The following is a 23,851-nucleotide window of genomic DNA, read 5'->3' on the forward strand; positions in this document are numbered from 1 at the left end:
TCCGCCTTTCCGCCGACAGTGACGCCGGCCGGTGGGCCTACAGCGGCGGCCGCTCGCCCGCCCACGGGTGCGCGCGCTCGAGCTGGCCGGCGAGCGAGAGCAGCCGGTGCTCGCTGAACGACGGGCCGACCAGTTGCACGCCCATCGGCAGGCCGCCGGAGTCCCGGCCAGCCGGCACGGCGGCCACCGGGTAGCCGAGCACGTTCCAGGTCGGGAAGTACGGGATGCCGATCGACACTCCCGCGAGCGTCGCGGACGCGCCGCTTCCGTGGTAGCGGCCGATCCGCGGCTGCCGGCCGGTCCAGCCGGGCTGCAGGATCACGTCGTGGTCGGCGAAGAACCCGCGCATCCGATCGTCCAAGTCGGACTCCGCGGCCCGCGCCCGGGCGAGCACGCGGTCCGGGATGCGCCGGCCCATCGCGGCGATCCGGCGGGTGCGCGGCTCGAGCCACTCCGGGTGCGGCAGCTGGGCGACGTCGTCGGCGACGCCGCGCAGGTAGCGCACGAGGAACTGCGGGCTCGGCCGGGGTCCCAGCGGCGGGTCGGCGTCGACGACCTCGTGGCCGAGCGCGCGCAGCCGCTCCGCGGTCTCCCGCACGGCCTGCTTGCGCTGCGCCTCCACGGGCGGCTTGCCCAGCGGCGTCCACCACGAGAGCGCGATCCGCAGCCGGCCGGGGTCCGCGTCGGCCGAGTCGCGGTACAGCCCACCCGGGTGGTCCTCCTCCGCGACGACGTCGAGCATCGCGGCCGCGTCGGCCACCCGCCGGCCGAGCGGGCCGACCCCGGCGAGGCCGTGCCAGTGCTCCTCCGGACCCATGTCGATCAGGCCACGCGTGGTCTTCAGGCCGAAGATGCCGCAGAACCCCGCCGGGATGCGCACCGAGCCACCACCGTCGGACCCCGTCGCCGCGCCGACGACCCCGGCCGCGACCGCCGCCGCCGAGCCGCCGGACGAGCCGCCGGGCGTGTGGTCGAGGTTCCAGGGATTTCGGGTCGCGCCGTGGGTGAGCGTCTCGGTGAACGGCCACAGGCAGCGGTCGGGTGTGTTCGTGTGCCCGACGAGCACGGCGCCGGCCGCACGCAGCCGCGCCACGGCGGGGGCGTCCTCCTCGGCCGGGGCGAACTGCGCGCGCCCGCCCATGCCGGTGATGTCGCCGGTGACGTCGAGGTCGTCCTTGACCGCGAGCGGCACACCCAGCAGCGGCGTGCGCTCCCCCGCCTCGAGCCGCCGCTGCGCGGCGGCGGCCTGCGCCCGCGCTTCGTCGGTGTAGACGATGCGGAAGAGGTTCAGCCGCGAGTTGACCGCGTCGAGGCGGCGCAGCACCGCCTCGAGCAGATCGGGCGCGCTGACCGTGCCGTCCCGCAACGCCTGCGCCTGCGCGTCCGCGCCCGCCCACAACAGCTCATCGAGGTCCATGCGCCAACACTAGGCCCTGTTTCGTGGGTGATCATGAGTCTTGGACCAGCCAACGCAACCTCAGGGGAACGTGACGTCACCCAGCCACGTGTACGTGAACAATTGCACCATCCGCTGGGAGGCGACCAACACTTTGAATTCCGGGGAGGCGGACTAGCCGAAGAAGACCTCGGCCTCGGCGTAGCGCTCCGGCGGCACCGTCTTGAGCTCGGCCGTCGCCTCGGACAGCTTCACGCGGACGATGTCCGTGCCGCGCAGCGCGACCATCACGCCGAAGTCGCCGTCCTGCACGGCGTCCACCGCGTGCAGGCCGAACCGGGTCGCGAGGACGCGGTCGTAGGCAGTCGGCGTGCCGCCGCGCTGGACGTGCCCGAGCACGACCGCGCGCGACTCCTTGCCGGTGCGCTGCGCGATCTCCTCGGCGAGCCAGGTCCCGACGCCGCCGAGGCGGACGTGGCCGAAGGCGTCCTTCTCGCCGCTCGCCAGCACCTCGGCGCCGCCCTCGGGCAGCGCCCCCTCGGCGACGACGATGATCGGCGCGAACTGCCGCTCGAAGCGGCGGGTGACCCACTCGACGACCTTGTCCACGCTGAACGGCCGCTCTGGTACGAGGATGACGTTCGCGCCGCCGGCGAGTCCGGAGTGCAGCGCGATCCAGCCGGCGTGCCGGCCCATCACCTCGACGACGAGCGCGCGGTGGTGCGACTCGGCGGTGGTGCGCAGCCGGTCGATGGCCTCGGTCGCGATGTGCACCGCGGTGTCGAAGCCGAACGTGTAGTCGGTGGCGCTGAGGTCGTTGTCGATCGTCTTCGGCACGCCGACCACGCCGACGCCGTCGTCGGTGAGCCGCTTCGCGACGCCGAGCGTGTCCTCGCCGCCGATCGCGACGAGCGCGTCGACGCCGTTGTCGGTGAGGACCTGCCTGATGCGGTCCACGCCGCCGTCGACCTTGTACGGGTTGGTCCGCGAGGAGCCAAGGATCGTGCCGCCGCGGGTCAGGATGTCCTCGACGTCGTCGAGGCCGATCGGCTTGAGCAGGCCCTCGATCGGGCCCTGCCAGCCGTTGCGGAAGCCGACGGTCTCCCAGCCGTGGACCTCGATGCCCTTGCGGACCGCGGCCCGGATGACCGCGTTCAGTCCTGGACAGTCACCGCCACCAGTGAGCAAGCCGACGCGCATGTGCCCGATCCTCCATCCGGCTGCTAGAGCTGTGGTCCTAACCCGGTCGTACGCGCACAGGGTGCCACCTTCTGGATCGGTGCAGCAACCGGTCGTCGCCTAACGGTTCGGGAATCCTCGGCGAACCCGTTCCGCCTCGATCACCCGCCAGCGCGCGAGGTTGTGCCGGGCGTCGGCGAGCGCGTCGTGCGCGTCGCGCGGCGGCGCCGGGAGCGCGGGCTTGCCCACGTCCTCCCAGCGTTGCCGAAGCTCGCGGGTGAAGCGCGGCAGCTCGCGCGGCAGGGCCGGCATGTCGCCCCAGAGCTGGGCGAGCGCGACATGGTCGTAGGCGGCGAACCAGGCCCACAGCTCGATCTTGTCGCGACCGCGGTTCAAGAACCTGAGCAGCCGCTCGCGCATGGTGGCGCGGTCGCACCAGGCGGAGTCCGACGGCGGCGGGAGCTTGTCGAGCACGTTCTCGCGCACCCACTGGCCGGCCCGGTCGGGGTCGAACTCGGTGGAGACGGCGTAGAACTCGCGGCCTTCCTCGTCCACGACACCGATCGAGACCAGGTCGATTGTCGTTCCGTCCTCGATGAACTCGGTGTCGTAGAAGAACCGCACCGATGCAGATTAGTGGTCAGCGAGAGCGCAGCCGCGCCCGCCGTCCGGACTGCGAACGGTCGACACGGGTGGGGTCGTTCAGCCGGCCTCAGCCGGCCTCAGCCGGCCTCTGTCTCGGGGATGCGGTCGGCGTCGGCGGCCGTGCGGCGGCGTTGCTGGGCCGGCACCTCGGCGGCCTCGCCGTTCGCCTGCGCGGCGAGCAGTTCCTTGGCCTTGGCCGCGTAGATGTCGACGTACTCCTGGCCGGACAGCTCCATCAGCGCGTACATGATCTCGTCGGTGATCGACCGCTCCACGAAGCGGTCGCCGGCGAGGCCCTCGTAGCGCGAGAAGTCCATCGGCTTGCCGATCTTGATGCGGATCTTGTGCGGCTTCCACATCTTGGAACCGATGGGGTTGGCCTTGTCCGTGTCGAACATGGCCACCGGGATGACCTTGACGCGCGCCTCGAGCACCATGCGGGCCAGGCCGGTCTTGCCCTTGTAGAGCCGGCCGTCCGGGGAGCGGGTGCCCTCGGGATAGATGCCGAGCAGGTGGCCCTCACGCAGCAGCCGGATGCCGGTGTCGAGCGCGGCCTGCGCGGCGGCGCCGCCGGAGCGGTCGATCGGGATCTGGCCCATGCCGGTGAAGAACCACTTCTTGAACCGGCCCTTGAGGCCGGGCTGCGTGAAGTACTCCAGCTTCGCCGGGAACGTCACGCGGCGCCTGAGCATCAGCGGGAGGAAGAAGGAGTCCGCGACGGCGAGGTGGTTGCTGGCGAGGATCGCCCCACCGTCGGCCGGGATGTTCTCGCCACCCTCGACCTCCGGACGGAAGAAGAGCCGGAGAAGCGGACCGAGGAACACATGCTTCATCAACCAGTACAGCACCGCTACCCGCGCCTCTCGCTTTGCCGGCCGGTCACCCGTTTGTCGAGGGTACGAAGGGTGTGTTGCGGACACAATCCTTCGCCACCCGAATGTCGGAACATGTAACAGGCGACACCACTCAGAAGACTCCCTTGGCTGCCACGGTACCCAACGAGTAAACAAGCCAGTGTGATCCGGCCATCCGGTCGCGGGTTCGTGCGACGATGGCCACATCACCTGCTCGTGTGCCTGATCGTGAGGAGGCCCAGGTGTCCGACCGCCCGGAGGACGTCGACGCCGCGTTCGCGGCGATAGTGGCCGACCTCGAACGCGAGGGGCTGGGCAGCAACCTATCCGACCTCGACGATCCCGGCTCGGCGGAGGAGACCACAGCGCCGGCACCCCCACCCGCGCCGGCACCCAAGCCGCAGTCGAGCCCCCCGCCGGCCGCGTGGCGAGGGCAGGAGACGGAGTGGGACTGGACCTGGGGCACGGACGACGAGCACTACGTCCCGCCGGAGCCCCCGCCCCTGCCGCGGCTGCGGCCGCTGACGATCGTGGCGCTGGTCCTCATCCTCGCGGCGGTCGTGCTGCTGGTGCTGCCGGGCGTGATCGGCCTGGACGCCCGCATCGGCACCCCGATCGCCCTGGTCGCACTGACGTGTGGCGGCGCCATGCTGCTGCTGCGCATCCGCCAGACCCCGAAGGAACCAGAGGACGGCCGCGACGACGGCGCCCAGATCTGACCCCGGCCGCCGGCGCTATCCGCCGTTCGCCGCCAACGACGCGGCGCCCACCATGGCTGCTTCGTCCCCGAGCTGGGCCGTCCTGATCCGGGCCAGGGGGCGGTAGCCGGCGCCGGTGACCAGCTTCTTGTAGTGATCCCGCGCGTCGTCGAGGAACAGCGGGGCCGACTCCGAGACGCCGCCCGCGATGACCACGATCTCCGGGTCGTAGATGTCCGCCACCAGGGCCAGGCCCTCGCCCAGCCACGTCGCCAGGTCCGCCATCGCGCGCTGGGCCAGCGGGTCGCCGTCCCGGGCGGCCGCCGCCACCTTGCGGCCCGTCACCGCCCGCTTGTCCGTCGCCACCTCGCGGCCAAGCACCGTGGAGCGGCCGGGGAACCGCGCCAGCAGCTCCACCGCCGTCGCCGACAGGGCCGTACCGCTGCAGTACCGCTCCCAGCAGCCCGACTTCCCGCACGGACACGGCCGGCCGTTCGGCACCAGCGACAGGTGGCCCAGCTCCGGCGCCACCCCGTACGCGCCGCGGAACAGCTTGCCGTCCAGCAGCAGCCCGCCGCCGATGCCCGTGCCGATCGCCACCAGCAGCGCCACCCGGGCGCCCCGTGCGGCGCCGAACCGGTGCTCCGCCAGGACGGCCGCGTTGGCGTCGTGCTCCAGGACCACCGGCAGGCTCAGCCGCGCCGAGATGCGGTCCGCCACCGGTGCCTCGCGCCACGCGAGGTGCGGGGCGAACATCACCGACCGGCGGTCGGTCGTGACGAAGCCGGCCACCGCGAGGCCTACCGCCGTGACCCGGTGGCGCAGCGCGAGCGTGCCGACGGCCTGCACGATCGCGTCCTCGAGCGCCCGCTCGCTCGTCGGGGTCGGGGCGCGGGCGGTGTCCAGCACCGTGCCGTACCGGTCCACGACACCGGCCCGCACGCTCGTGCCCCCGATGTCCACGCCGATCGTCGTCTTCGTCCTCAAGCCTGCGGCTCTCCCTTGCGCCGCACCGGGATCCGCTGCACCCGCGGCCGCTCGCCGGTCCGCGCCGGGCGCGGCGGCGGGGTGAAGCCCGGCATGTGCGGCGCGCCCGGCTGCCACCGGTCGGCGAGCACCGCGCGCAGCAGCGCCACCGCGTCCGCCGCCCGGTCCAGGCTCCGCGCCGCCAGCTCGTTCGGCTCGCCGCGCACCAGCGCCACCACCGCGCACGCCGGGCACCGGCACGAACCGCCGGGCGGCGCGGAGGCCGACACCCGGTCCAGCCACGGCCCGGCCCGGTCGGCGACCGCGTCGAGGAGCAGCCGCAGCTCTTCCACCAGCCGGGTACCGGGCTCGATGGGAGGCTCGGTCATGCCTCCCCCTCGAAGCGCAGCACCAGCCCGCGCTCGTCGATGAACGCGTCGGTCACCTCGTGGCGCCGCAGCAGGACCGGGACCGCCACGAGCCGGCGCACGCCGTCGACCGTCACCGCGAGGTCGTCGCCCACCCGGGCGAGGTCGAGCTCGGCCGTGTCGGTCAGCGGCAGCGCGATCGCGAGCTCGTAGCCACCCTCGTCGAGCGGGCGCAGGTCCACCAGCGGCCGCACGGCATCGTCGCCGCCGTGCGGCTCCGCGAGCGGGTCGGCGTCGCCGTAGAGATCGCCGGCGAGCTCCAGCAGCGCGTGGACGCCCACCGGCTCGGCCGGCCGGTGCTCGACGAGGTGCACCCGCAGCGGCGTCGACGCCGCCAGCTCCTCGAGCACCGCGTCCTGCTCGGCCCGCCGCGTCCGCAGCCAGCTCGCCGCCGGGCCCTGCCACATCCGGCCCCGCGGCACGAGCCGGTTCGCCACGAGGCTGTCGACCCGGATGCCGCGCAACGCCAGCGCGGCGAGCGTGCGCCGGGTCTCCGCGACGACCAGCCGCTCCGGCGTCGTCACCAGCCGCACGCTCGTCACCGACGGATCGGTGAGCAGCCGCCGCAGCCGGCCGAGGTGCTCGGCGAGCCGGCCGAGCGCGGAAGCCTTGGCGCGCAAGGAGGGCATGAACAGCCGGTCCACATAGTCCGCGATCGCCTCCGGCAGGGCCAGCAGCCGCAGCGTCTCCGCGGTCGGTCCACAGTCGACGACCACGACCTCCCACCGCCCCTGCCCGGCGAGCCGGGCGACCTCGCTCAGCGCGAGCAGCTCGTCCACGCCGGGCAGCACGGTCAGCTCCTCGGCGTCCAGCTCGTCGAGGCCGACGCCGGCGAGCCAGTCCCGCAGCTGGCGCCGGATGTCCTGCCAGGACTTGTCGACGAGGCCGCGAGCGTCCACATGGGCCGCGTACAGGCAGGTGTCTACTTCGGACGGCTCACCGGTCAGTGGCGCGCCGAACACGTCGCCGAGCGAGTGCGCCGGATCCGTGGAGGCGACGAGCACCTTGCGGCCGCTCACCGCGAGGCGCGCAGCCGTCGCCGCGGCGAGGGTGGTCTTGCCGACCCCGCCCTTGCCGGTGAACAGCAGTATGCGCACGCCCGCCATGGAGCCCCGGGCCTAGCTGCCCTCGACCCGGCGCTTGAGCTCCTTCAGCGCGATGTCCATGATCATTTTCTCGGCCTTGCGGCGGAACAGGCCGATCATCGGCACGGCCAGCTGGACCGACAGCGTGTAGGTGACCCGGGTCTTGTCGCCTTCGGGTGTCAGCAGGTAGCGGCCGTTCTGCGCGCGCTGCATCTGCCCCTTCACGAGGTTCCACGTGACCGAGAGCCCGTCGGGAGCCCAGTCGTACTCCAGCGTGTAGACGTCCTTGAACGGACCCGCGTCGAGCGTGAACCGCACCTGCTTCGCGTGCCCGTCCGTGCCCTCCTCGAGGACCTCGGTCCGCTTCACGGCGTTGGCCCATTCCGGGTACGCGGGAAAGTCAGCGATCACCGGCATGATGTCCGCAGGCGGCGCGTCGACCACGATGGACTGGGTGGACTCATCGGCCATGCCGGGGAGGCTACCCGGTTGGGTCACCAGCGAAGCACGTAAGGCCGCTGTGTCCGCTGGAAATGGCCCACGTTGGCGCATTCGGTATACCCGAGCCGCATCCGCTGTGCGAGCGGCTGGTGCACGTGCCCGAACACCGCCCACCGCGGCGACTGCTCGCTGATCACGCGCAGCAGCGTCGGCGAGCCGAGCTCCTGGCGGCGGGACACGACGTCGTAGGTCAGCTCCGGCACGTCCGGCGGCATGTGGCTGCACAGCACGTCCACCTCGCCGAGCTTCGCGACGTCGGCCGCGACCTCGTCCTCGGTGCGCAGGTACGGGCGGAACGCCCCGCCGCGGCGGCGGATCGCGCCGGGCGGCAGCAGCGCGCCACCGACGAAGCCGAACCGCAGCCCGCCGAGCTCGGCCGTCGCGCCGTCCAGGATCCGGACGTTCTCGCCCGCGTACTCCGGCCACAGCGCCGGCACGTCGACGTTGCCGGGGGTGGCGTAGGTCGGCACGGTCATCGCCGCGAACAGGCGGGTGTACTGTTCGCGGATCGCCGACTCGACCACCGCGCCCGGGTCGTCGAGGCTCGTCCACAGCGACCGGGCGAACGCGGCCACCTCGTTGTGCGCGCGCTCGCGGCGCAGCCGGGCGAACGTCGCCATGGCATCCGGGCCGAACACCGCGCCCATGATCCCGCCCGCGTGGTCGTGGTAGTCGACGAAGTCGATCAGGTCGCCGAGGACCACGAGCGCGTCCGCGCCGTCCCCGGCCTTGGCCAGTGCCTCGGCGTTGCCGTGCACATCTGAGACCACGTGAACCCGCACGATCGCAGGTTAGCCGTTGGCCGGCGGGCACCCCGGCCTGCGGCCGCCCTCGAGCTCGGTCTTGAGGTCGAGCGCGACGGCCTTCGCGGCCAGCTGACGTCGGGTTCTCTCGCGGCGCAGCCGGGTGGGGCGCACCTGCGCCCCGGGCGGGGGGTCGGCACGCAGGAAATAGTGCAGCAGGGTCCCGTCGAGCACCGGCTCGAGCCAGACCTCCATCGTGCCGACCAGCGCGCCGCGCACGGTCCAGCGCAGCCCCTCGTCACCGCGGTCGGCGTAGACCTCGAGCCGCAGGTCCGGCCAGTACCGCCGCCAGGCGTCGGGATCGGCGAACGCCTTCGCGACCGACCCGGGCGGCACGGCCAGGAACGTCTCGTCGATCACATCCACGGCGGGCACCCGTGCAGCATGTCATGCGCCGTTCGCGCTACGTTTTCCGTGTGACCGCACCGGAGAGCCTGACCGACATGGTCCGGGCTAACGCCGAGCGGTTCGGGGGCACCATCGGGGTGCGCCGCCGGACCGACGGCTCCTGGCTGGACGTCACCACGCGCGAGTTCGCGCGCGCCGTGCTCGACGTCGCCAAGGGGCTGATCGCGGCCGGGCTGCGGCCCGGCGACCGGATCGCGCTCCACGCGTCCACCCGCTACGAGTGGACCCTGTTCGACTTCGCCGCCTGGACGGCCGGCTGCCAGACCGTGCCCATCGACGCCACGGCCCCGGCCGAGGACGTCGAGTGGGTCCTGTCCGACTCCGGCGCCTGCGCGATCGTGCTGGAGAACTCCGCCCATCGCGAGACGCTGCGCCGGATCGTCGACCGGCTGCCCGAGCTCGGCTGGGTGTGGCAGCTCGACGCGAGCGAGGCGGACGCGGACGTCGTGCCGGCGGTCGCCGAGCTCACCGAGCTGGGCCGCGAGATCACCGACACGGTCGCCGACGACCGCCGGCAGGCCGTGCCCGCCGACGCCGTGGCCACGCTCGTCTACCCCTCCGGCGACCGGCACGCCAAGCGCGTCGAGCTGACACACGGCGAGCTGCTCGCCGAGGTCCGCGCCGCCGTCACGGCGTACTCGCCGATGCTGCGCGCGGGCAGCTCGCTGCTCGTGCTGAGCTCCCTGGCCGGCCTCGGCGCGCGGATCCTGACGATCGCCTGCGTGTACACCCGGACGACGCTCGGCCACGTGCCCGACTCCGGGAACCTGACCACCGACCTCGGCATGTTCCGCCCGCGCACGATCGTCACCGGTACGGGCCTGCTCCGCGACCTGCACGCGGCCGCCCGGGACAAGGCCGCCGCCGAGGGCCGCACCGCCGTGTTCGACACGGCCTCGGGCATCGCCGTGCGGTTCGGCGCCGGCGGGCGGCCGTCGCTCGGGCTGCGCCTGCAGCACGCGGTCGCGGACAAGGCGGTCTACCCCAAGCTCCGCGCGCTGTTCGGCGGCCGCTGCGTCGCCGCGCTCACCACGGGCGAACCGCTCGCGGACGACCTGGTGCGCTACTACCGCGGCATCGGCATCGCCGTCCGGCCGGCTCCGGCGGGTGAGCCGGCGCGCTGACGTGCGCACCGGTGCACCCGATGTGCCCATCCGTGCAGCGCTGCTTTCCCCGAGGTGGTCGCGGGTCAGAGAGTGACCTTGTCGCCCACACGGGGAGAGGACGGGGTCGTGGACAGTCGGGCAATCGCGCGCAAGGCGGCCGAGCAGCTGGTCGCGCACCGCAACAAGCTGGCCGGCAAGGCCGAGGACGCCTACCTGGTGCACGCCGCGCTGGACACCACCGCGAAGACGATGGACCGCCACCAGCACGACCACAAGTCGGCCGCCGCCACCGCGACCAGCCACTGGGAGGGCAAGAACGCGGCCGCGTTCGACCGCCGGGCGCGCAAGGTGACCAAGGTGCTCGGCACGACGTCGTCCGTCGCCGGGAAGGCGGCGGACATCGTGGCGACGACGGCCGCGTCGCTGGACACCAACCACAAGGCCGTCGCCACGCTCGTCGACGAGTACACCGACAAGGCGACCCGGCTGCTCGACGCGGCCCGCGGCGTGACCGGTGCCGGCTCCCAGGGCGCGCTGGTGCGGGCGGTCGGCCAGGTCGTCGACCTCGCCCGCGACTACACCAACGAGTCGGTCAAGCACCTGCGGCGCGTCCAGCACCAGATGAAGGACGCGGCACAGGAGCTGGGCAAGCTCGAGAAGAACGTCGAGCACGACGGCTTCGCCGACCCGACGCACCGCAAGCGGCACACCAAGAGCCACCACGCGGCCAAGCCGCCGAAGACGAAGTCCGGCCTGAGCAACAAGATCAAGAAGATCGCGCGCGGCCAGCTCGGCTACCACGAGGGCCCGGGCAACCAGAACAAGTACGGCCCGACCGGCCCGTGGTGCTCGAACTTCGCCACCTGGGTCTGGAAGAAGTCCGGCGTGCACATCGGGATCCTCCCGTTCACCGGCGATGTCTATCACTGGGGCCAGGAGCACGGCCTGGCCTACGGCAAGCACAACCTCGACGCAGCGCGGCCGGGCGACGTGCTGCTGTTCGGCACGAGCCCGAACAGCCCGTCGACGAGCACGCACATCGGGATCGTGGAGAGCGTCCACGGCGACAAGGTGACGCTGATCGAGGGCAACTCGTCCGACAGGGTGCAGCGGGTGACCCACACCCTGTCCAGCTCGACGTTCTACGGAGGGGTGCACCCGCGATGAGTGAGATCACCGGAAGTGCGGCGGACCGCGGGATCCGGGTCGAGGTCTACCCGGGCGGCGCGCTGTCGTCGCTGACGCTGGACCGGCGGGCCATGGCGCTCGGCTCGCAAGGGCTCAGCGCCGCGATCCTCGCGGCGGTCGGCGACGCCACCGCGGTCGCGAACCAGCGGACGAAGGCGGTGCTGCGCGAGGCGCTGGACGGGCTCGGCGAGGACGAGCTGACGATGCTCGGCCTCACGCAGGACAACGCCACGACCGAACGCGCGGAGTCGACCACACCGGACTCCTGGAGGGCATCGTGAGCCGAGCCTGCGGAGCGAACGATCAGACACAGGGCGACCGCGAGCGGCGCCACGGAGCCCGCGAGGGAGCGTCATGAGTTACGACACCTACACGGTCGAGGAGCTGCTCGACGCGAACGCCGCGATGAACGAGCGGGCCGACGGGCTGTTCGAGCGGTTGGGCCGCATCTCGTCGGCCGCCGCCGACCGCGGCATCGAGGTGCGGGTGAACCTGGAGGGCCGGCTGGTCTCGCTGGACCTGTCCGTGGAGGCGATGGGCCTGGAGCCCGAGGAGCTGGCGGCGGAGATCTTCCGGCTGGCCCAGGAGGCGTCGGCCGCGGCGCTGTCCGAGGGGCTCGCCGCGCTCGAGCCGGTCGCCGGCGAGGAGCTGACGGCGGACCTGTCGGAGCTCATCGCCGCGCGCCCGCGGCCCCGTCCCACGCAGCCGCTCGAGATGATCCACGTACCGGTCGAGCCGCTGCGGACGCGCACGTTCGAGGCGCTCGACGATCAGGAGGACTTCTCGGCCGTCGAGTCCTGGGCTCTACCTCGGTAACGTAACGGTCGCCCATCGCAACCGACCATCCGAGTAGATGGGACGAACCGGAAGCGAGGGCCCGCATGGCCAACACCCGCAACCTGACGACCGCGGTCGTGGATCACGTGCGGGATGTGTTGTCGGCGCAGTACCAGACGGTCTTCCACAACCGGCGGATGCGGCTTCAGCCGGGCGGTTACCACGAGTTCGAGGCGGTGTCGGACAACGGCCGCATCGTGGCTTCGGTGAAGACCGCGGCGGGCAACGGCCGGCATCCGGCCGGCACGATATCCAACTGCCTCGCGGCGCTGTACTTCCTGTCGCTCGTGCGCGCGCACCGCAAGATCCTGGTGCTGACGTCGCCGGAGTTCCACGCGATGTTCATGATCGCGATGGACGGCAAGATCCCGCACGGCGTGGAGATCATGCACGTCCCGCTGCCGGCGGACGTCCAGGCCCGCGTGGCCGCCGTCCAGCAGGCCGGCACGGACGAGACCCAGCCGGCCCTGGACGCCGAGGAGCTACGCGCGGTCGGCGGCCACTAGAAGGCGCTGCCGTCCAGCAGCCGGGCCAGGCGCGCGGCGATGTCCTCCCAGCGCCAGTGCCGCGACACCCACCGCCGGCCCGCCTCGCCCATCTCGCCCGCGAGGGTCGGGTCGGCCAGCAGCGTGGCCACCTTGTCCGTGATCTCGTCGAGGTCCCGGCCGTCCACGACGTTGCCCGTCACGCCGTCCAGCACGGTCTCCGGGGCGCCACCCGAGCGGCCGGCCACCACGGGCAGGCCGGACGCGGACGCCTCCAGGTAGACGATGCCCAGGCCCTCGACGTCCAGGCCGCGGCCGTGCGTGCGGCACGGCATCGCGAACACGTCGCCCGCCACGAAGTGAGCCGGCAGCTCCTCCCACGGCACCCGGCCCGTCATGATCACGTGGTCGCCCACGCCGAGCTGGCCGGCGAGCGCGCGCAGCCGGTCCTCGTACGGGCCGCCGCCCACCAGCAGCAGCGCCGCCTCGGGGACGCGCCTGCGGATCCCGGGCAGGGCCTTGATCAGCATGTCCTGTCCCTTGCGTGGCCACAGGCGCGACACGCACACCGCGACCGGGCGGTCGCCGAGGCCGTAGCGGGCGCGGATCTCCTTGCCCGCGGCCGGGTTCGGCTGGAACTGCTGAGTGTCCACACCGGACGGCAGGTACTCCAGTGCCGCCATCGGCCCGAACGCCGCGGCGAAGCGGGAGCGGGTGTACTTCGACACGAACGTCACCACGTCGGTCGTCGAGCCGATGCGGCGCAGCGCCTGGCGCGCGACCGGCAGCATCGACCAGCCGACCTCGTGCCCGTGCGTGCTCGCGATCACCCGGCGCGCACCGGCGGCCCGCAGCTGGGGGGTAAGCAGCGCCAGGGGTGCGGCCGCGCCGAACCAGACGGCGTCGCACCGCTCGGCCCGCAGGATCTCCTTCGCGCGGCGGGCGACGGCCGGGGTCGGCAGCATGAGCCCGCCGTCGTGGCGGATCACCGGAAAGGGCTGCCCGGCGTCGAACTCGGGGTGCGAGCCTGAGCTGTGCTGCCAGGACGGCGCGTAGACGACCAGGTCCTGGTCGGGCAGCCGCGTCGCGAGAGCGTGCAGGTACGACTGGATCCCGCCCGGGCGGGGCGGGAAGTCGTTCGTCACCACCAAGGTCCGAGCCACCGGCAAACCCTACTTGAGGGCAACGCGCAGGTAGTCCCGCCAGTCCCCCACCAGCTCCGCGCGGTCCATGCCGAGCACGTCACGCAGCAGGTCGTCGGTCTGCCGCGCGGACGCCGGACCCACCGCGGCGAGCTTGCGGTACAGCCTGACCAGCTTCTTCTCGCCGTACCGCTCGGCGACGAAGCGGGCGAGCGACCAGCTCTGCTGGTAGGCCAGGTCGAGGTCCGTGCCGCTGGCGCGGAACGCCCGGTCCTCCGGCAGCGCCGTGGGCGGGCCGTCCTCGCGGACCTTCTTGGCGAGGTCCGGGGCGCCCTCCTCGAGCGTCAGGCCGCTGTCGCGGTAGCCCACGTAGTCCGCGAAGCCCTCCAGCAGCCACGTGGGCGAGCCGTCGACGGTGTCGGCGCGGGCGGCGAGGTGGGTGATCTCGTGGCGCAGCACGACGCGCAGGGAGGGGATCGACAGCGCGCGCACGCCGTTCGGACTCAGCACGACCCGCTGGCCGGTCACCGTGCGGCTGGCGTTGTCCACCCGGTCGGCCACCGCCACCGCGACCACGGACTCCACCGGGAAGTCGGGGCCGACCAGCGCCTTCATCTCGCCAGCGGAGTCGGGCAGCATCAGCACGACGCGCTTCGACCAGGAGGTGGGCCAGATGTCGCCGACGGCCTGGACGGACGGGTCCAGCTCGCGGGCGAGGCGGTCGACGATCTGGTCGTTGCGCGGGTGGCTCACGACGATGCCGGATCGGGTGGCGGTGACCTGGCACGGCCCGAAGTCCCACGGCCCGCGCCAGGTGCGCCTGCCGAGCGAGTCGAGGGCGGTGTCGGAGCGGACGAACCAGCCGCCGCCGTCGGCGTCGCGGTGGCGCGCGAAGAGGTAGCCGAGGGCGCGGCTGGTGGGCGTGACGTCGCCGCCGCGCAGGGCGTAGCGGAGGTCGACGGCGGGCGCCCACAGCTCGTCCGCGCCGGCCTTGTCCTTGCCGGGCAGGTCGTCGACGTCCACGGTGTCGTCGGCGTGGAGCTCGTAGGACCACGCGGTGAACGGGACCTTCGCGAGGTTCTGGAACAGCCGGCGCTGGTTGCCGGCGAAGATCTTGTCCGCGCCCGGGTCGACGGTGGCCATGAACGCCTGCTCGTCGTGCCTGCGGACCGCGTCGGCCCGCCGGTTCAGCAGGTCCTCGACCGCCGCGGTGCGCGAGTCGTCGGCCTTGTCGGACGGTCGCTTCGGGGTGGCCGCGCCGAGCGGCTGGCCAGGCCCCGGCGCCGCCGGGAAGGGCGACTGGCCGGGGATCGCGACGAACACGAGCGCGCCGAGGATCACGACGGCCAAAGCCGCGCCCAGCCAGATCCGCAGGCTCGCCCTTGGAGTCACGTAGACAGATGCTAGGGGTAGACGTACGACTCGGGGCCGGTGCGCCACCGCACCGGCCCCGAGTTGGTCCGATCTTCGTCTGGCCGGCCTCAGCCGGCGATCCGCTTGGCGCCCAGGAAGTCGCTGCCCGCGCCGTACGGGGCCTCGGCGGTCTTCACCGGGACACCGGATGTGGACGCGTGCACGAGCATGCCGTCGCCGATGTACATGGCCACGTGGTGGATCGAGCCCGCGCTGCTGCCGTAGAACAGCAGGTCGCCGACCTGGAAGTCGCCGTTGGCCACGGACTTGCCCATCGTGAACTGCGCGCGGCTGGAGTGCGGCAGCGAGATGCCGGCGGCGTTGTAGGCGTACATCGTCAGGCCGGAGCAGTCGAACGTGTCCGGGCCGTCGGCGCCGTAGACGTACGGCTTGCCGCGCTGCTGCATGGCGACCTCGGCGGCGGTGCCACCAGCGCCGGGCGGACCGAGGTAGACGCTGTTGTCCTCCGGACCGGCGAGCGCGCTCTGGTCGGCGCCGCTGAGGTTGTTGTAGGCCGACTGGACCTTCTGGATCTTCTTGTCCAGGTCGGTCTTCGTCTTGGTGACCTTGGCCAGCAGCGTCTTGGCGGCGGCCGTCGCGTCCCGCGCGCTCTTCTGCGCGGAGGAGGCCTTGGCCTGCGCGTCGGCGGCCATGTTGACCGCGCCGGTCAGCTTCGACAGCGCTTCCTCGTTGTCCGAGGCGAGCACGCCGAGAGCGGACGCACGCTCCAGGAAGTCGTCCGCGGACGACCCGGTGAGCAGTGCCGAGAGCTTGTTGAAGCGCGCGCCCTGGAACGAGGCGTTGGTCAGCACGTCGACCTTGTCGCGGAACGCCTCCTCGTCGGCGGCCGCCTGCTTCATCGACGCCTTGGCGTTCTTCAGGTCGGCGGTCGCCTTGGACAGCTGCTTGCGCTTCTTGTCCAGGTCGGTCCGGGCGGCGAGGAGGTCCTCGTTCACCTGGTCCGCCTGCGCGGTCAGCTTCTTGTACTGGGCCAGCGCCTCTGAGGCCGTGTCGGGCGGGGGCTGCTGGTGCGCGGGGGTAAGCGCGAGAGCCGGGGTGGGGGAGGAGATGCTCACCACGGCGACCGCCGCGGTGACGCTCGCTGCTACCCGGAATGCGCGCTTCATTCGATGCGACGCCACGTTCGCGCGGGTCTCCTTCGTTATCCAACCGCCTGAGGGCTCGAGGCACGAGTTCGACCGCAAGTGGCCGCAACGGCCACGCGCGATCGCAGTGCTCTCGCCCCACCGTGGGGGACTCCGGCCCAACCTTCCCGACAAAGGCTGGCTCGGCGGCGATCCCGCGTAGCTGCCCCGGGGTGGGCCGCTGTGGGCCGCGAGATCTCGGACAGGTTACGAAAAGTGCGTCCGTGCGTCTACCGACTCCCCCGAAAAAAGTGGATCGGACCTCGGCGGACACCAATGGAGCAGCGTCAACTCCACCCTGTGATCAGGGCAACACCGCAGCTCACCCGGTGTGGGGAGTTCTTCACAACCATTCGTCGACAGGGAACGACCGTTTACCGAACGGTTGCCGTCGCCACGCGTGTCGGGTGGTCACGCGGATTTGTCAATATGTTCCAGGCGTAGTCGCGGTACTATGCCCGCCCTGCCAAGGGCATCGATGGCGCGCTGCTCCGATGCGTCCAGCTCCACGTTCGGCGGCGCGCCCAGCAGCACGCTGACCACGCAGTCGCCGCAGGCCAGTCCGCGCACCACGCAGCTGTCACAGTCGATGATCATTCCCTGCTCCTTGCGGTCCGAGCTCCTCATGAACCGAAGGCTAGGGAGGGGGTCCGACAATTTCGGACCTCAGCCGGTGAACTCCCAGTGCCAGGGCTCCTCGCGGCCCTCGCCGGGCCGCGCCCACGGGGGGTTCGACCAGCCGAAAGCCGGCGCGTGCGTGGCCAGCCACGCGTACTCGCGGCTCGCGAACGACTGCGCGCCGCCGCACAGGTCGACAGCCAGCGCCCAGCCGTGGTTGCTGGTGCCGGGCACCGCCGCGAGCGCGGGTTTCACGCCGTAGAGCCGGATCTGTTCGGCGAAGGTGCGGTAGGAGTCGGTCACGCAGATCGGGCGGCCGAACGCGGCGGCGTACGCGCTGTTCAGCGCCCGGAACGCGGCCGCGGCGTCGCAGCGCAGCGCGTGCCGGCCGACCCCGATCGGGCAGAGCGCGCCGCCCGGGATGAAGCCGTTGGGGTAGCCGCCCCAGGCGCCGGCCGCCTCGCCGCTGCGGGCGGGCGGGAGCTCCACCCCGCCGCAGCGCCAGGTCAAGCCCCCGTCATTCGCCTTCGGCACGCCGCGCCGCGGGACGGCCGGCAGCGAGGGCCGGGTGACGCCGAGGACGTCGGCGGCCGCGGGGCGGTCGGTGACCACGACGCCGGCGAGCCGGGCGTCCGCGGTGAGCATGGTCCGCTCGTCCAGCACGATGCCCACGCCCTGCACGCCGTACTTCGCCGGACCGAGAAACACCAGGTCACCGGGCTGCGCGTCAGTCGGCGGGACCGGCGTACCGGTCGCCAGCTGGTCCGCGGCGCCGGCCGGCAGCCGCACGCCGGCCTTGCCGAACGCCGACCGCACGAGGCCCTCGCACGAGTACGCGTCCGGGCCGGTCGCGCCGCGCCCGGGCACGTAGGGCGTGCCCAGCGCGTCGACGGCGGCCGTGACCGCGGCGATCGTCTCCTTCGGCAACACGCGCAGGACCTCGCCGGAAGGCAGTGTGACGCTTGCCACACCACGCTGCGGTCCGTGCTTCCCCACCAGGGCGGTGAGGCCCGCGGGCAGCCGGACGAGGTCCCGGAGGGCGGCAGCCGGCGGCGGGACCACGCCCGCCTCGGCGAGCCGGCCGACGTAGGACCGCCAGCTCGCGGCGGTCCGGTCGTTGCGCCGCCGCTGGTCGCGCTGGGCCTTGAGCACGGCGGCGTCGGTGTCCGCCACGGCCCCGGCCAGCTCGCTGGCGACCGCGGCCGCCCGCTCGCTCGCGTCCGCGGTGCGATCCTCCAGGTCGGCCCTACGTTCGGCGGCATCCGAGCGGGCCTCGTTCGCGGTACGCTCGGCTCGTTCCGCCGCGGCCTGCCGGCGGATGGCACCGGCCAGCCGGACGTCCTGGTCCGCGCGCAGCCGGTCGAGCAGTCCCGAGCCGTCGAGGAAGTTCTCCGGCCCACCCGACATAAGGGCGCGGATCTCGGACGGCTGGGCCAGGGTGGCGTACAACGTCGCCGAGTAGGCATCCACATCCGCCTGCTGTGCGGCGACCACCCGGTCGGACTGCTCGCGAGCGTCGCGCGCGGCGGTGGCCGCGGCGGTGGCGGTGCGCAGCTCGTGCTCCGCGTCGTGGATCTTCGCGGCGAGGTCGCCGAGCTCGCGCTGCACGCCGGCCGCGGTGTGCTGGAGCTGGGCGACCTTCGGACCGGCGAACGCCTCGCCGGGCCGCGGGTCCGTCCGCGGCTCACCCGGCGCGCCGGCCTCCGGATCGGCACCGGCCTGGACCGGCACCGCGACGAGCACGACGAGCACGGCGGCGCACACCGCTTTGATGATCCGCAACCACGCCTCCACGCTCGTCCCCTTGCTCGTACAACGGGCCGGGGCGAGTCCGGTTGCGTCACCCGATCCAGTAACGCCGGTACGAGCTTGCGGGCAGCGGGTCGAATACGCCCCCGCAGGTCTCGATGACCCGCCGCGAGGCGACGTTGTCCTCGGCGCATGTGACGAGCACGCGGTCGACGCCCGCCGCCCGGGCCACGACCAGGCTCTGGCGGAGGATCTCGGTGGCGTGGCCACGACCGCGGTACGGGGGCAGCACGCAGTAGCCGACGTGCCCGCCCTCGCGCCACAGGAAGTCGTTGAGCTCGTGGCGGATCGAGGCGCGGCCGACGATCTCGCCCTTGACCTCGGCCACGAGGAACGTCGCCGCCACGAGGCCGTCCGGCACCGCCATGCCCGTCCGCTGCCCCGTGAGCGAGCCGAGGTAGTCCGCCCACGACATGCCGGGCGCCAGCCCGAGGCCGAAGACGAAGTTCTCCGCGGCCATCACCTCGTGCGCGGCCCGGAACGCGAACTCGTCGGCCATGCGCGGCGGCCGCAACCGAAGCTCCCCCATGGCTCCAACGTAACCGCCGCAGCCAGCGGTTTTCTACGAGCGGCCCAGCCGGGCGAGCAGCACCGCGGACGGGACCGGGTGCGCGCCGCGCCGCCGGACCGAGTCGGCCACCGCCCGGTCGGAGGTGACCACGACGACCGGGCGCCCCTCGGGTTCCGCCGTGACCAGCGCGCGGATCACGTCGTCGGCCAGCACGCCCGGGTCGCTGAACAGCACGCGTACCCCGCGTGGCGCGGTCGTCGGCACGGCCACCACGCCCGCGCCGTCGAACACCAGCGTCACCTCGGCCGACGTGCGGGCGGCGAGCGCCGCCAGCTGGCGGATCAGCCGTTCCCGCTGGTCGGACAGCGACAGCTCCGGATAGCCGGTCTTCGTCACGTTGTAGCCGTCCACCACCAGGTGCACCGACGGCAACGCCAGCAACCGCTCCAGCGCGGCCGGGTCCTCCACCCGGCTCACCGAGCCCTGCGCCTCCGTCGCCCCGCGCACGAGGTCCGCGGGCCGCGGCCCGGACCCGCCGAGCGCCAGCTCGCGGCGCAGGCCGGTCACGGCCCCGTCGAGCGTGTCGACCAGCAGTGCGAGCCGGACCTCGTCGGCCTGCCTGGCCTCGCGTGCGGACTGGCGGGCGATCTCCGCGTCGGCCTCGGCGCGCTCGGCCCGGGCCCGCTCGGTGTCCGCCCGCTCGCGCTCGCGGTCCCGCTGCTCGGCCAGCGCGGCCAGCTGCGCCTTCGCGTCCGCGCCGACCCGGTCCATCTCCAAGCCCGCCTTCGTGGCGGCGTCGCGTGCCTCGCGCACCTTGACGCCCTGCTCGCGCAGCCGCTTGCGCAGCCGCTCCAGCTCGACCTCGCCCTCCTGGCGCACCTTGCCGATGGCGCCCTGCACGGAGTCCAGCTCGGCGCGCACCTTGGCGAGCTCGTTCTCCGCCTTCTCCGCGCGCACCACGGCCGCGTCCCGCTGCGCGCGCAGCGAGGCGTCCGACGCCCGGCGCGACACCAGCTCCAGGTAGTGGCCCGCGGTCTCCTCGCCGAGCAGCACCGCCGCGGCGGCGACGGCGACCGGGTCGTCACCGGTCAGGTCGAGTGCACTCGGTCGGTGCTGGCGGCACCACTCGACGACCGCGGTCCGGAACGCCATCGAGTCGCGCAGGCTCGCGATCAGCGGCGCCCCGCCGAGCCGGGCGCGCTTGGCCGGGGTGAACCGGGCGACCGCGCGCAGCTGCTGGGGAATGTCGACCGGCGGCAGCGCGCCGATCGCCTCGGCGCCGAGCTCGGCGATGCGCCCCCGCACGGCGTCGGGCAGCGCCGACCAGTCCACAGTGGACTCGACGGGCTGGTGTGCCAGCTCGTCCGGTCCGACCGGCTCGCTCGACGGTGCCATCCACATAGGCTAGCCGGGACGACCGAAGGTCACTCGACGGCTTTTTGTCGGTGCCCTCCGTTAGCTTCCGGATCATGACGAAGGCGGAAGGCCAGCTGGCCTTCGACGAGCTCGGCACGCCCTTGCGCGCCACCACCTTCGTCGTGTTCGACCTGGAGACCACCGGCGTCAGCGACGAGGACACGGTCACCGAGATCGGCGCGGTGAAGATCCGTGGCGGCGAGGTCGTGGGGGAGTTCGCCACCCTGGTCGACCCGGGCCGCGGCATCCCGCCCGAGGTCGTCTCGCTCACGGGGATCACCAACGCGATGGTGTACGCCGCGCCCCGGCTGGACACGGTCCTGCCCGCGTTCCTGGAGTTCGTCCGGGGCGCGGTCCTGGTCGCGCACAACGCCGGCTTCGACACCAACTTCATGCGCAAGGCCTGTGAGCGGCACGGGCACCGCTGGCCGCGCCCGACCGTCGTGTGCACCGTCCAGCTGGCCCGCCGGGTGCTGACCCGCGAGGAGGCGCCGTCCTGCCGGCTGTCGTTCCTGGCCGAGCTGCTCGGCGCGCGGACCAGGCCGGTCCACCGGGCACTGGCCGACGCGCGGGCCACGGTCGACGTCTTCCACGCGCTGCTGGAGCGGGTCGGCTCGATCGGCGTGCAGTCGCTCGAGGAGCTGCTCGACTACATCCCGGAGGTCACGCCCGAGCAGCGGCGCAAGCGCTCGATGGCCGCCGAGCTGCCCAACGAGCCGGGCGTGTACCTGTTCCGCGGGCCGGGCGACGAGGTGCTCTACGTCGGCACCGCGACCGACCTCAAGCGGCGCGTCCGGCAGTACTTCACCGCCAGCGAGACCCGCCGCAGGCTGCGCGAGATGGTCGCGCTCGCCACCAGGGTCGACCACGTCACCTGTGCGCACCCGCTGGAGGCGCAGGTACGCGAGCTGCGGCTGCTCGCTACCCACAAGCCGGCGTACAACCGGCGCTCGAAGAACCCGAAGCAGTCGTGGTGGATCACGCTCACCGACGAGGCGTTCCCGCGGCTGTCGCTGGTCCGGCTGGCCCGCGAGGGCGCGCTGGGCCCGTTCCGGTCGCGCTCGCTCGCGGAGGACGCGATGGTGGCGCTGCAGGACGCCACCGGCATCCGGCCCTGCACGGTGCGGATCCCGGCACAGCGGGCGCACGCGCGGCCGTGCGCGCTCGCCGAGCTGGGCCGCTGCGCGGCGCCCTGCGCGGGGCGGCAGAGCGTCGTCGAGTACTCCCCCGCGGTCGGCTCGTTCGCCGCGCTGGTGGCCGGGCGCCGGGTGGATCCGTTACGCCGCCTGGCGAACCGGCTCACCGAGCACGCCGCGGCGCAGCGCTACGAGCAGGCCCGGCTCGACCGCGACCGGATGCGCGTGCTGCTCCGCACGCTGGACCGGGGCCAGCGGCTGGCGGCGCTCGCGGCCGTGCCGGAGCTGATCGCGGCCCGGCCGGACGGCAACGGCGGCTGGCAGTTCGCGGTGGTACGCCACGGGCGGCTGGCGTCGGCGGGGGTGGCGCCGCGTGGCGTGCCCCCGATGCCGGTGGTCGACGCGCTCGCCGCCGGCGCGGAGACCGTCCTGCCCGAGCCTGGCCCGCTGCGCGGCGCGCCACCGGAGGAGGTCGGCGTGGTGCTGCGCTGGCTGGATCGACCGGGCACCCGGATGGTTCGATGCTCCCAGCCATGGACCGAGCCGGCCATGGCCGCGGCCAGCTGGCGAGGCTGGCTCACCAGGGCGGACGAGGCGCTGAAGCCGGTGGAGGTCTACCACTCGTGAGCGGGAGCGACGCAGCGTCCGCGAAGGAGCGGAGCGAACCATGAACGCAGCGTTCGACGTGATCACGATGGGGCGGGTCGGGGTGGACATCTATCCCGAGCAGACCGGCGTCGGGCTCGCGGATGTCACGTCGTTCGGCAAGTACCTCGGCGGCAGCGCCACCAACGTGGCCGTCGCGGTCGCGCGGCACGGGCACCGGACCGCGGTGATCACGCGCACCGGCGAGGACCCGTTCGGCGACTACGTGCACCGGGCGCTGCGCGAGTTCGGCGTGGACGACCGGTTCGTCTCCGGCGTCTCCGGCCTGCCGACGCCGGTGACGTTCTGCGAGATCTTCCCGCCGGACGACTTCCCCATCTACTTCTACCGCTACCCCAAGGCCCCCGACCTCGTGATCAACACCGACGAGCTCGACCTGGCCGAGATCCGCGCCGCGCGGATCTTCTGGGTCACCGTCACCGGCCTGTCCGAGGAGCCGTCCCGGTCGGCGACGCTCGCCGCGCTCGCCGCCCGGCCGCGCGACGCGATCACCGTGCTGGACCTGGACTACCGGCCGGTGTTCTGGTCCTCCCGCGAGGAGGCCCGGCGCTGGGTCCAGCAGGCACTCGAGCACGTCACGGTCTCGGTCGGCAACCTCGACGAGGTCGACACCGCGGTCGGCACCCGCGACCCGCGGGAGGCGGCGAAGGCGTTGCGGGACAAGGGAGTCTCGCTCGCGGTGGTCAAGCAGGGTCCGGCCGGCGTGCTCGCCGTCGACGGCTCGGGCGCGGTCGAGGTCCCGCCGCTGCCGGTCGACGTGGTGAACGGCCTCGGCGCCGGCGACAGCTTCGGCGGCGCGCTCTGCCACGGCCTGCTGTCCGATTGGGACACCGAGCGGACGATGCGGTTCGCGAACGCGGCCGGGGCCATCGTGGCGTCCCGGCTGTCGTGCTCGGCGGCCATGCCGACCACCCGCGAGGTCGAGGAGCTGATGTCGGGTGCGGGATGACGTGCGGATGATCACCGACACGCGCGCCACGGACCCCGGCCGCATCGCGGAGCTGGCCGCCGCCCGCAAGCGGCCCGAGCCGTTCGGCACCGGCCGCCCACTGATCATCGCGGCCGACCACCCCGCTCGCGGTTCGCTGCGCGCCGGCGCCGAGCCGATGGCGATGGCCGACCGGGCGGACCTGCTCGACCGGCTGCGCACGGCGCTCGACCGGCCCGGGGTCACCGGCGTGCTCGGCACCGCCGACATCCTCGAGGATCTGCTGCTGCTCGGCGCGCTCGAGGAACGCAGCGTGTTCGCGTCGATGAACCGGGGAGGGCTGGCCGGCGCGTCCTTCGAGCTCGACGACCGGTTCACCGGCTACGACGTCGACGCGATCGCCATGTTCGGCTACGACGGCGGCAAGATGCTGCTCCGCGTCGACCTCGACGACGACCGCACCGCGCCGACGCTCGAGGCGTGCGCGC

At 73.1% G+C, this 23,851-nt stretch carries 26 protein-coding genes; 9 read left to right on the top strand and 17 right to left on the bottom strand.

Features of this window, described 5'->3' with window-relative positions; translation table 11 throughout:
* Positions 1–37: 37 nt before the first annotated feature.
* From VH969_RS22860 to VH969_RS22875, 4 genes are all read right to left on the bottom strand, one after another.
* Complete coding sequence (locus VH969_RS22860) at positions 38–1,417, bottom strand: amidase (protein WP_331977510.1); 1,380 nt, start codon at positions 1,415–1,417, stop codon at positions 38–40.
* A gap of 153 nt (positions 1,418–1,570) precedes the next feature.
* Positions 1,571–2,596, bottom strand: a complete 1,026-nt coding sequence (locus tag VH969_RS22865) for a 6-phosphofructokinase (RefSeq protein WP_331977512.1) — start codon at positions 2,594–2,596, stop codon at positions 1,571–1,573.
* A gap of 99 nt (positions 2,597–2,695) precedes the next feature.
* Entirely contained in the window at positions 2,696–3,199 is a 504-nt protein-coding gene (locus VH969_RS22870; RefSeq protein ID WP_331977514.1) for a polyadenylate-specific 3'-exoribonuclease AS, read from the bottom strand.
* Positions 3,200–3,297: 98 nt separating this feature from the next.
* Positions 3,298–4,068 carry a lysophospholipid acyltransferase family protein gene (locus VH969_RS22875; protein WP_331977516.1) on the bottom strand — a complete coding sequence of 257 codons (771 nt, stop codon included), beginning with the start codon at positions 4,066–4,068 and terminating at the stop codon, positions 3,298–3,300.
* Between the two features lie 248 nt (positions 4,069–4,316).
* Between VH969_RS22875 and VH969_RS22880 the strand changes: the two genes are divergently transcribed.
* Positions 4,317–4,793, top strand: a complete 477-nt coding sequence (locus tag VH969_RS22880; protein WP_331977518.1) for a hypothetical protein — start codon at positions 4,317–4,319, stop codon at positions 4,791–4,793.
* A 15-nt stretch (positions 4,794–4,808) separates the two neighbouring features.
* Here VH969_RS22880 and VH969_RS22885 read toward each other — a convergent pair whose 3' ends face one another.
* The 6 genes from VH969_RS22885 to VH969_RS22910 are packed head-to-tail and all read right to left on the bottom strand — an operon-like array spanning position 4,809 to position 8,930.
* Complete coding sequence (locus tag VH969_RS22885) at positions 4,809–5,735, bottom strand: ROK family protein (RefSeq protein ID WP_331977562.1); 927 nt, start codon at positions 5,733–5,735, stop codon at positions 4,809–4,811.
* A 20-nt stretch (positions 5,736–5,755) separates the two neighbouring features.
* Positions 5,756–6,127 (bottom strand): hypothetical protein, encoded by a 372-nt coding sequence (locus VH969_RS22890; RefSeq protein ID WP_331977520.1) that lies wholly within the window; start codon positions 6,125–6,127, stop codon positions 5,756–5,758.
* Positions 6,124–7,263 (bottom strand): ArsA family ATPase, encoded by a 1,140-nt coding sequence (locus VH969_RS22895; protein WP_331977522.1) that lies wholly within the window; start codon positions 7,261–7,263, stop codon positions 6,124–6,126. Before VH969_RS22895 ends, VH969_RS22890 begins: the two co-directional genes overlap by 4 nt.
* A 21-nt stretch (positions 7,264–7,284) precedes the next feature.
* Positions 7,285–7,722, bottom strand: coding sequence for an SRPBCC family protein (locus VH969_RS22900; RefSeq protein WP_331977524.1), 438 nt, complete (start codon positions 7,720–7,722; stop codon positions 7,285–7,287).
* Positions 7,723–7,745: 23 nt separating this feature from the next.
* Positions 7,746–8,534, bottom strand: a complete 789-nt coding sequence (locus VH969_RS22905) for a metallophosphoesterase family protein (protein ID WP_331977526.1) — start codon at positions 8,532–8,534, stop codon at positions 7,746–7,748.
* A gap of 9 nt (positions 8,535–8,543) precedes the next feature.
* On the bottom strand, positions 8,544–8,930 hold the full coding sequence (locus VH969_RS22910; RefSeq protein ID WP_331977528.1) for a polyketide cyclase / dehydrase and lipid transport: 387 nt from the start codon (positions 8,928–8,930) through the stop codon (positions 8,544–8,546).
* A 41-nt stretch (positions 8,931–8,971) separates the two neighbouring features.
* Between VH969_RS22910 and VH969_RS22915 the strand changes: the two genes are divergently transcribed.
* The 5 genes from VH969_RS22915 (at position 8,972) to VH969_RS22935 (ending at position 12,600) form a co-directional block, all read left to right on the top strand.
* Positions 8,972–10,087: an AMP-binding protein gene (locus tag VH969_RS22915; RefSeq protein WP_331977530.1), complete on the top strand. Its 1,116-nt coding sequence runs from the start codon at positions 8,972–8,974 to the stop codon at positions 10,085–10,087.
* 108 nt (positions 10,088–10,195) lie between these two features.
* Positions 10,196–11,236 carry a CHAP domain-containing protein gene (locus VH969_RS22920; protein WP_331977532.1) on the top strand — a complete coding sequence of 347 codons (1,041 nt, stop codon included), beginning with the start codon at positions 10,196–10,198 and terminating at the stop codon, positions 11,234–11,236.
* A complete protein-coding gene (locus VH969_RS22925) occupies positions 11,233–11,538 on the top strand; it encodes a YbaB/EbfC family nucleoid-associated protein (RefSeq protein ID WP_331977534.1) in 306 nt (101 codons plus the stop codon). The genes VH969_RS22920 and VH969_RS22925 overlap by 4 nt, the downstream gene beginning before the upstream one ends.
* 73 nt (positions 11,539–11,611) lie before the next feature.
* Complete coding sequence (locus VH969_RS22930) at positions 11,612–12,073, top strand: hypothetical protein (protein ID WP_331977536.1); 462 nt, start codon at positions 11,612–11,614, stop codon at positions 12,071–12,073.
* A 65-nt stretch (positions 12,074–12,138) separates the two neighbouring features.
* A complete protein-coding gene (locus tag VH969_RS22935; protein WP_331977538.1) occupies positions 12,139–12,600 on the top strand; it encodes a hypothetical protein in 462 nt (153 codons plus the stop codon).
* Here VH969_RS22935 and VH969_RS22940 read toward each other — a convergent pair.
* The 7 genes from VH969_RS22940 to VH969_RS22970 all read right to left on the bottom strand — a co-directional run bounded on the left by VH969_RS22940 (position 12,597) and on the right by VH969_RS22970 (position 20,612).
* Positions 12,597–13,742, bottom strand: coding sequence for a glycosyltransferase family 4 protein (locus VH969_RS22940; RefSeq protein ID WP_331977540.1), 1,146 nt, complete (start codon positions 13,740–13,742; stop codon positions 12,597–12,599). The two genes, VH969_RS22935 and VH969_RS22940, sit on opposite strands and share 4 nt — an antisense overlap.
* Positions 13,743–13,751: 9 nt before the next feature.
* A complete protein-coding gene (locus VH969_RS22945; RefSeq protein WP_331977542.1) occupies positions 13,752–15,113 on the bottom strand; it encodes a peptidase MA family metallohydrolase in 1,362 nt (453 codons plus the stop codon).
* An 89-nt stretch (positions 15,114–15,202) separates the two neighbouring features.
* Complete coding sequence (locus VH969_RS22950) at positions 15,203–16,261, bottom strand: NlpC/P60 family protein (RefSeq protein WP_331977544.1); 1,059 nt, start codon at positions 16,259–16,261, stop codon at positions 15,203–15,205.
* Positions 16,262–16,690: 429 nt separating this feature from the next.
* Entirely contained in the window at positions 16,691–16,906 is a 216-nt protein-coding gene (locus VH969_RS22955; protein WP_331977546.1) for a hypothetical protein, read from the bottom strand.
* A gap of 39 nt (positions 16,907–16,945) precedes the next feature.
* Positions 16,946–18,679 (bottom strand): NlpC/P60 family protein, encoded by a 1,734-nt coding sequence (locus VH969_RS22960; RefSeq protein WP_331977548.1) that lies wholly within the window; start codon positions 18,677–18,679, stop codon positions 16,946–16,948.
* Positions 18,680–18,737: 58 nt separating this feature from the next.
* Positions 18,738–19,235, bottom strand: a complete 498-nt coding sequence (locus VH969_RS22965) for a GNAT family N-acetyltransferase (RefSeq protein WP_331977550.1) — start codon at positions 19,233–19,235, stop codon at positions 18,738–18,740.
* 33 nt (positions 19,236–19,268) lie between these two features.
* Entirely contained in the window at positions 19,269–20,612 is a 1,344-nt protein-coding gene (locus VH969_RS22970) for an NYN domain-containing protein (RefSeq protein WP_331977552.1), read from the bottom strand.
* A gap of 74 nt (positions 20,613–20,686) precedes the next feature.
* On the opposite strand from VH969_RS22970, the gene VH969_RS22975 reads away from it, so the two are divergent.
* From VH969_RS22975 to VH969_RS22985, 3 genes are all read left to right on the top strand, one after another.
* A complete protein-coding gene (locus VH969_RS22975) occupies positions 20,687–22,396 on the top strand; it encodes a DEDD exonuclease domain-containing protein (RefSeq protein ID WP_331977554.1) in 1,710 nt (569 codons plus the stop codon).
* 40 nt (positions 22,397–22,436) lie between these two features.
* Positions 22,437–23,384: a 5-dehydro-2-deoxygluconokinase gene (iolC, locus tag VH969_RS22980; RefSeq protein WP_331977556.1), complete on the top strand. Its 948-nt coding sequence runs from the start codon at positions 22,437–22,439 to the stop codon at positions 23,382–23,384.
* A partial coding sequence (locus VH969_RS22985; RefSeq protein WP_422653111.1) for a Cgl0159 family (beta/alpha)8-fold protein occupies positions 23,374–23,851 on the top strand: 478 nt, incomplete at its 3' end. The genes iolC and VH969_RS22985, both read left to right, overlap by 11 nt.

It is taken from the genome of Actinophytocola sp. (assembly GCF_036555685.1).
In the GTDB taxonomy this organism is placed as follows: Bacteria; Actinomycetota; Actinomycetes; order Mycobacteriales; family Pseudonocardiaceae; genus Actinophytocola.

What these genes read in the sequence shown, in the direction of transcription:
- VH969_RS22860 (WP_331977510.1), bottom strand. Translation starts at nt 1,417, where the DNA reads ATGGACCTCGATGAGCTGTTGTGGGCGGGCGCGGACGCGCAGGCGCAG.
- VH969_RS22865 (WP_331977512.1), bottom strand. Translation starts at nt 2,596, where the DNA reads ATGCGCGTCGGCTTGCTCACTGGTGGCGGTGACTGTCCAGGACTGAAC.
- VH969_RS22890 (WP_331977520.1), bottom strand. Translation starts at nt 6,127, where the DNA reads ATGACCGAGCCTCCCATCGAGCCCGGTACCCGGCTGGTGGAAGAGCTG.
- VH969_RS22900 (WP_331977524.1), bottom strand. Translation starts at nt 7,722, where the DNA reads ATGGCCGATGAGTCCACCCAGTCCATCGTGGTCGACGCGCCGCCTGCG.
- VH969_RS22925 (WP_331977534.1), top strand. Translation starts at nt 11,233, where the DNA reads ATGAGTGAGATCACCGGAAGTGCGGCGGACCGCGGGATCCGGGTCGAG.
- VH969_RS22930 (WP_331977536.1), top strand. Translation starts at nt 11,612, where the DNA reads ATGAGTTACGACACCTACACGGTCGAGGAGCTGCTCGACGCGAACGCC.
- VH969_RS22935 (WP_331977538.1), top strand. Translation starts at nt 12,139, where the DNA reads ATGGCCAACACCCGCAACCTGACGACCGCGGTCGTGGATCACGTGCGG.
- VH969_RS22950 (WP_331977544.1), bottom strand. Translation starts at nt 16,261, where the DNA reads ATGAAGCGCGCATTCCGGGTAGCAGCGAGCGTCACCGCGGCGGTCGCC.
- VH969_RS22955 (WP_331977546.1), bottom strand. Translation starts at nt 16,906, where the DNA reads ATGAGGAGCTCGGACCGCAAGGAGCAGGGAATGATCATCGACTGTGAC.
- VH969_RS22965 (WP_331977550.1), bottom strand. Translation starts at nt 19,235, where the DNA reads ATGGGGGAGCTTCGGTTGCGGCCGCCGCGCATGGCCGACGAGTTCGCG.
- VH969_RS22970 (WP_331977552.1), bottom strand. Translation starts at nt 20,612, where the DNA reads ATGGCACCGTCGAGCGAGCCGGTCGGACCGGACGAGCTGGCACACCAG.
- VH969_RS22975 (WP_331977554.1), top strand. Translation starts at nt 20,687, where the DNA reads ATGACGAAGGCGGAAGGCCAGCTGGCCTTCGACGAGCTCGGCACGCCC.
- iolC (WP_331977556.1), top strand. Translation starts at nt 22,437, where the DNA reads ATGAACGCAGCGTTCGACGTGATCACGATGGGGCGGGTCGGGGTGGAC.